This window comes from Streptomyces africanus, from assembly GCF_002150735.1.
GTDB lineage: Bacteria > Actinomycetota > Actinomycetes > Streptomycetales > Streptomycetaceae > Streptomyces > Streptomyces africanus.
In genome coordinates, this window is record NZ_MUKA01000396.1 from 1 (window position 1) to 5,450 (window position 5,450).

A 5,450-nucleotide genomic window follows, 5' to 3' on the forward strand; every position below is an offset into this window, starting at 1 on the left:
CGCCGCCACCGGACACCCGCCCTTCCGCGGCGCCGACCCGGTCGAGACCGTCGTCATGCTGCTGCGCGAGGGCCCAGACCTGGAGGGCCTCCCGGACGAGCTGCGGCCGCTCATCGAGTCCTGTATGCAGATGGACCCCACGGCCCGCCCCAACCCGGCCGACCTCCAGGCGCAGCTCGCCCCCCACCTCTTCGGCTCCGGCTCCGACGACAGCGGCACGGCCTCCGCCTGGCTGCCCGAGCGGGCCGTGGGGTCCATCTGCATACAGGACTCGATGAGCGGCCGCAGCTCGTCCGGGAGGCCCTCCAGGTCCGGGCCCTCGCGCAGCAGCATGAAGACGGTCTCGACCGGGTTGGCGCCGTGGAAGGGCGGGTGTCCGGTGGCGGCGAAGACCAGCATGGAGCCGAGGGAGAAGACGTCGCTCGCGCCCGTGACGCTGCGGGAGTCCTTGGCCTGCTCGGGGGACATGTAGGCGGGCGTGCCGACGGCGACGTTCGTCATCGTCAAACGCGTGTTCGAAACACCCGACGCGATACCGAAGTCGATCACCCGGGGGCCGTCCTCGACGACGAGGACGTTCGACGGCTTGAGGTCCCGGTGCACCAGCCCGGCGCCGTGGATGGACTGGAGCGCCTCGGCCACACCCGCCGCCAGCCAGCGCACCGCCTGGGCCGGAAGCGGCCCGCAGTCGTTCACTATCTCTTCGAGGGAGGGCGCGGGAACGTACGCGGTGGCCAGCCACGGCACGGCGGCGCGCGGGTCGGCGTCCACGACCGCGGCCGTGTAGAAGCCGGAGACGGCGCGGGCCGCCTCCACCTCACGCGTGAAGCGGACCCGGAACAGCTGGTCCTCGGCGAGCTCCGTGCGGACGGTCTTGATCGCCACGCGCCGGCCGGACGCCGAGCGCGCGAGATAGACCAGCCCCATGCCGCCGGCACCCAGCCGTCCCAGCACCTCGAACGGCCCGATCCGCCGCGGATCGTGCTGCGTCAGCTGATCCACCACTCTGCCTGCCACCTCCCCGTACGAGCCGCGCCAAGCCACATGTTCCACGCGACCCCGTGCAGCGTCTCACCACCGCACCGCCATGGCGGCACGCACCCCGATTCTTCCTGGCCGGAGCCCCGGTTGCGAACCCGGTGACAATTGGGATGTCTCCGGACACAGGCGATCAAACGACGACCAAACACTGTCTGATCAGCCCTGGTCAGCCCTGCTCAGCGGTGCAGCAGCGCGAAGGACGCCCCCTGATTGTCCGTGACGACGGCGACCGTCCCGTACGAGGTCGCGAAGGGCGGGGCCTGGACCCGGCCGCCGAGACGGGTGACGTCCTCCAGTGCGGCCGGCACGTCCTCGACGGCGAAGTGGACGAGGAAGTGGGGCGGCATCTCGGCCGGGAACACGTCGGTGACCGGGGCGCGGCCGACGTCGGGCTCGGCGTCCGGCCCGAACAGGGCCTCCTGGAAGAGGTCGCCGTAGAAGGCGTTGGCCGCCTCGGTGTCCCGGGCGTACAGCTCGGCCCAGGCGAAGGTGCCCGGCTCGTGCCGCCTGCCGAAGCCGGGGTGCCCGACCGGCTGCCACAGGGCGAAGACGGCCCCCTCCGGGTCGGTGACCAGGGCGGTGACGCCGAGCTCGCCGGCCGGCACCGGCGCCGAGACGACCTGCCCGCCGGCCGCCCGGATACGACGGGCCAGGGCCGCCGCGTCCGGAGTCGCGAAGTACACCGTCCAGACGGTGGGCAGCCGGCCGTCCACCTTGCGGACCAGCGCGGCCACGGGTTCCCCGTCCTTCAGCGCCTGCGCGAAGGGGCCGAACCAGTCCTCGAAGGTCCACCCGAAAAGTTCACCGTAGAACCGCTTGCCCGCCTCGACGTCGGGAAGCTGCGCGTCCACCCAGCAGGGAACGCCCTCTGCGTACACCGATGCCCTGTTTTCGGCCATGCCGACAACGTAACCGCGACTGCCACACCCCGCAGACCAGGCACACCAGCCCCCGTACTCCCTTACACCCCATTTGCAGTCGGCCGAATCGCGCCCCGATCACGCCTCGGTAAGCTGACGTCATGACAGGACAAGTGCGTACCGTCGACGGCCGCGTGGCCGGTAGGCGCGGGCAGGCGACCCGGCAGAAGCTGCTCGACTGCCTCAGCGAGATGCTCAGCTCCTCCCCGTACCGGGACGTCAAAGTCATCGATGTCGCCCGGAAGGCGGGCACTTCGCCCGCGACCTTCTACCAGTACTTCCCGGACGTCGAGGGCGCCGTCCTGGAGATCGCCGAGCAAATGGCGGCCGAGGGCGCGTCGTTGACCGAGCTCCTCGAGGGCCGTTCCTGGGCCGGGAAGGCCGGCTGGCAGACGGCGCAGGAGCTCGTCGACGGGTTCCTGGAGTTCTGGCGCAAGAACGACGCGATCCTCCGGGTCGTGGATCTCGGCGCCGCCGAGGGCGACAAGCGCTTCTACAAGCTCCGGATGAAGATCCTCAACTCGGTGAACAACTCCCTCGCGGACTCCGTCGCCGAGCTCCAGGCCAAGGGCCGGGTCGACAAGGACGTGAACCCGGCGGCCGTCGCCGGTTCGCTGGTCGCGATGCTCGCGGCCGTCGCCTCCCACCAGAAGGGCTTCTCCTCCTGGGGCGTGAAGCAGGCCGAACTGAAGCCGAACCTCGCGCTGTTGGTGCACCTGGGCGTCACGGGCAGAAAGCCCACGAGGTAGCCCGGCCCGCCGGCCCCGGCCTCTTTCCCGCATCCAAGTCCTGTCTGGCAGGCGGCGGTCCACCCGAGTGGACGGCCGCCTGTTGCGCTTTCCGCCGCCGTACGATGCGCGGCTTTCCACCGTCGGCGCTTTCTACCGTCGTACGACCCTGAAGACCCGGATCTCCCGCTCCACCCGCGCCTGATACGCCGCGTACGGCGGCCAGAACGCCAGCACCGCCTGCCAGGCCGCCGCCCGCTCCACCCCCTCCAGCAGCCGGGCCGTGACCGGGATGTCCTGGCCCTTCCAGCTGACGCGGGCGTCCGGGTGCGCGAGCAGGTTGTGGCTCCAGGCGGGGTGCCCCGGCCGCCCGAAGTTGGACCCGACGAGGATCCAGCTGTCCCCGCCGTCCTCCGGCATACAGGCCAGCGGGGTACGACGGGGCAGACCGCTCTTCGCCCCGGTCGAGGTCAGCACCACCCCGGGCAGGAGCTGCGCGCTGAGCAGCACCTTTCCGCGTGTGAGCCGGTGCACGGCCCGGTCCAGGGCCGGGAAGACGTGCGGCGCCACGCGCGCGAAGCCCCGGGTGGAGGACACCTTCTGCACGAACCGCACGCCCCTCATCGGCGGGCCTCCTCGACGACCTGCGCCACGTCGGCGGCGTGCGCCCGCAGCCGGTGCACCGGCCCGAACAGCAGCTCGTCGCCCGCGGCACGCTTGAAGTACAGGTGAACCTCGTGCTCCCAGGTGAAACCGATGCCGCCGTGCAGCTGGATCCCCTCGGCGGCGGCCGCGCGCAGGGCCTGGAGCGCCTGCGCGAGGGCGAGGCCGCCGACCGGCTCCCCCCGGGCGGTGGCCCAGGCCGCGTAGTACGCCGCCGAGCGGGCCGCCTGCACCTGGACGTACACATCGGCCAGCCGGTGCTTGACCGCCTGGAAGGAGCCGACCGGCCGCCCGAACTGCTCGCGCTGCCCGACGTACTCGACGGTCCGCTCCAGCACCCGGCCGGCGGCGCCGACGGCCTCGGCGGCGAGACAGGCGGCGGCGGTGTCACCGAGGCGGGCGAGGGCGGTCAGGGCGTCGGTGTCCGCACTGCCCAGCAACTGGGCGGGTGTGTCCCGCAGTTGAAGGCGGGCCTGCGGGCGGGTCGCGTCCAGCGCGGTCTGCCGTACGCGGGTGAGACCGGCCGCGTCACCGCGCACGAGGAAGAGCGGCACGCGGGAGCGGGCGAACCCACCGGTGTGCGCGGCCACCACGAGCAGCCGGGCACTGTGCCCGTCGAGGACCTGGTCGGCCTGCCCGTACAGCCGCCAGCCACCCTCGGCCCGCCGGGCCTGCACGCCCCCGGCCCGCCCGCCGCCGGCCCACTCCCCGCGCGGGTCGTGGCCGGTGAGTCCGAGGGCGGTGGCGAGGGCGGGACCCGGTACCGCGAGGGCCGCGGTGAGGGTCCCGGAGGCGATCCGCGGGAGGAGGTCCGTCCGCTGGGCGTCAGTGCCGAGGGCGAGCAGCAGCGGAGCGGCGAGGACGGCCGTGGCGAGCAGCGGGGAGGGGGCAAGGACCCGGCCCGTCTCCTCGCAGGCCAGGGCCAGCTCCGTGACCGAGCAGCCGACACCGCCGTGGCTCTCGGGCAGGGCCAGTCCGGGCAGGCCGAGCTGCTGCGCGAGGGCGGTCCACAGGGCCGGGTCGTGCCCGGCCGGGGTGGCGACGGCGGCCCGCAGCTCCTCGGGGCCGCACCGTTTGTGGAGCAGTTCGCGCAGGGTGCGGCGGATCTCGTCCTGTTCGGGGGTGAAGCGGGCGTCCATGGGGGTAACACCTCCGCATCTGACGGTCCGTCATATTAGGGCGGCGGGGCGGGGATGCCCAGAGCCCGGGCGGCCTTGCACCGCCGCTTACCTGATGTACCGTCAGATTCATGGTTGCCCGGAGGAAAGTGGCCGTCGTGGGCGTGGCCCTCTCGGACTGCGGCCGCGTGGACGACGCGACCCCGTACGCCCTGCACGCCCAGGCGGCCCGGCGCGCCCTGGCCGACGCCGGCCTGGACCGCTCCCTGGTTGACGGCTTCGCCTCGGCGGGCCTGGGCACCCTGGCCCCCGTCGAGGTCGCCGAGTACCTGGGCCTGCGCCCGACCTGGGTCGACTCCACCTCGGTCGGCGGCTCCACCTGGGAGGTCATGGCCGCCCACGCGGCGGACGCGATCGCGGCCGGGCACGCGCGCGTGGTGCTGCTCGCCTACGGCTCGACGGCCCGTGCGGACGTGAGGGCGGGCCGCCGCACCGGAACCCTGTCCTTCGGCACGCGCGGCCCCCTCCAGTTCGAAGTCCCCTACGGCCACACCCTGATCGCCAAGTACGCCATGGCGGCCCGCCGCCACATGATCGAGTACGGCACGACGATCGAGCAGCTGGCTCAGGTGGCGGTCCAGACCCGGGCCAACGCGGCCCTGAACCCGGAGGCGATGTTCCGCACCCCCGTCACGGTGGACGAGGTCCTGGCCGGCCCGATGATCGCCGACCCCTTCACCAAGCTGCACTGCTGCGTCCGTTCCGACGGCGGGGCGGCGGTGCTGCTGGCGGCGGAGGAGTACGTACGGGACTGCCGTACGCCGCCGGTGTGGGTGCTGGGCAGCGGGGAGCACGTCTCGCACGCGGCGATGTCCGAGTGGGCGGACTTCACGGTGTCCCCGGCGGCGGTGAGCGGACGGCTGGCCTTCGAGCGGGCGGGCGTGGGGCCGGACGAGATGGACTTCGCGGAGATCTACGAC

General features: G+C 72.9%; 6 protein-coding genes. 2 read left to right on the forward strand and 4 right to left on the reverse strand.

The window, feature by feature from the left end; translation table 11 throughout:
* Nucleotides 1-1,005: serine/threonine-protein kinase (locus CCL05_RS37300; protein ID WP_244204535.1), on the reverse strand; the 1,005-nt coding region annotated here is incomplete at its 3' end.
* Between the two features lie 212 nt (nt 1,006-1,217).
* On the reverse strand, nt 1,218-1,940 hold the full coding sequence (gene kbpA / locus CCL05_RS37305; protein ID WP_208641702.1) for an AfsK-binding protein KbpA: 723 nt from the start codon (nt 1,938-1,940) through the stop codon (nt 1,218-1,220).
* Nucleotides 1,941-2,074: 134 nt separating this feature from the next.
* Here kbpA and CCL05_RS37310 point away from each other — a divergent pair, with 134 nt between their 5' ends.
* Nucleotides 2,075-2,710 (forward strand): TetR family transcriptional regulator, encoded by a 636-nt coding sequence (locus CCL05_RS37310; protein WP_086565072.1) that lies wholly within the window; start codon nt 2,075-2,077, stop codon nt 2,708-2,710.
* A 132-nt stretch (nt 2,711-2,842) separates the two neighbouring features.
* Here the strand turns inward: CCL05_RS37310 and CCL05_RS37315 are convergent, their stop codons facing one another.
* Both CCL05_RS37315 and CCL05_RS37320 read right to left on the reverse strand, forming a co-directional pair.
* The gene (locus tag CCL05_RS37315) at nt 2,843-3,313 is read right to left on the reverse strand and encodes a nitroreductase family deazaflavin-dependent oxidoreductase (RefSeq protein WP_086565073.1); all 471 of its coding nucleotides are present in this window, start codon (nt 3,311-3,313) and stop codon (nt 2,843-2,845) included.
* Nucleotides 3,310-4,491 carry an acyl-CoA dehydrogenase family protein gene (locus CCL05_RS37320; protein WP_086565074.1) on the reverse strand — a complete coding sequence of 394 codons (1,182 nt, stop codon included), beginning with the start codon at nt 4,489-4,491 and terminating at the stop codon, nt 3,310-3,312. Before CCL05_RS37320 ends, CCL05_RS37315 begins: the two co-directional genes overlap by 4 nt.
* A 110-nt stretch (nt 4,492-4,601) precedes the next feature.
* On the opposite strand from CCL05_RS37320, the gene CCL05_RS37325 reads away from it, so the two are divergent.
* A partial coding sequence (locus CCL05_RS37325; protein WP_086565075.1) for a thiolase C-terminal domain-containing protein occupies nt 4,602-5,450 on the forward strand: 849 nt, incomplete at its 3' end.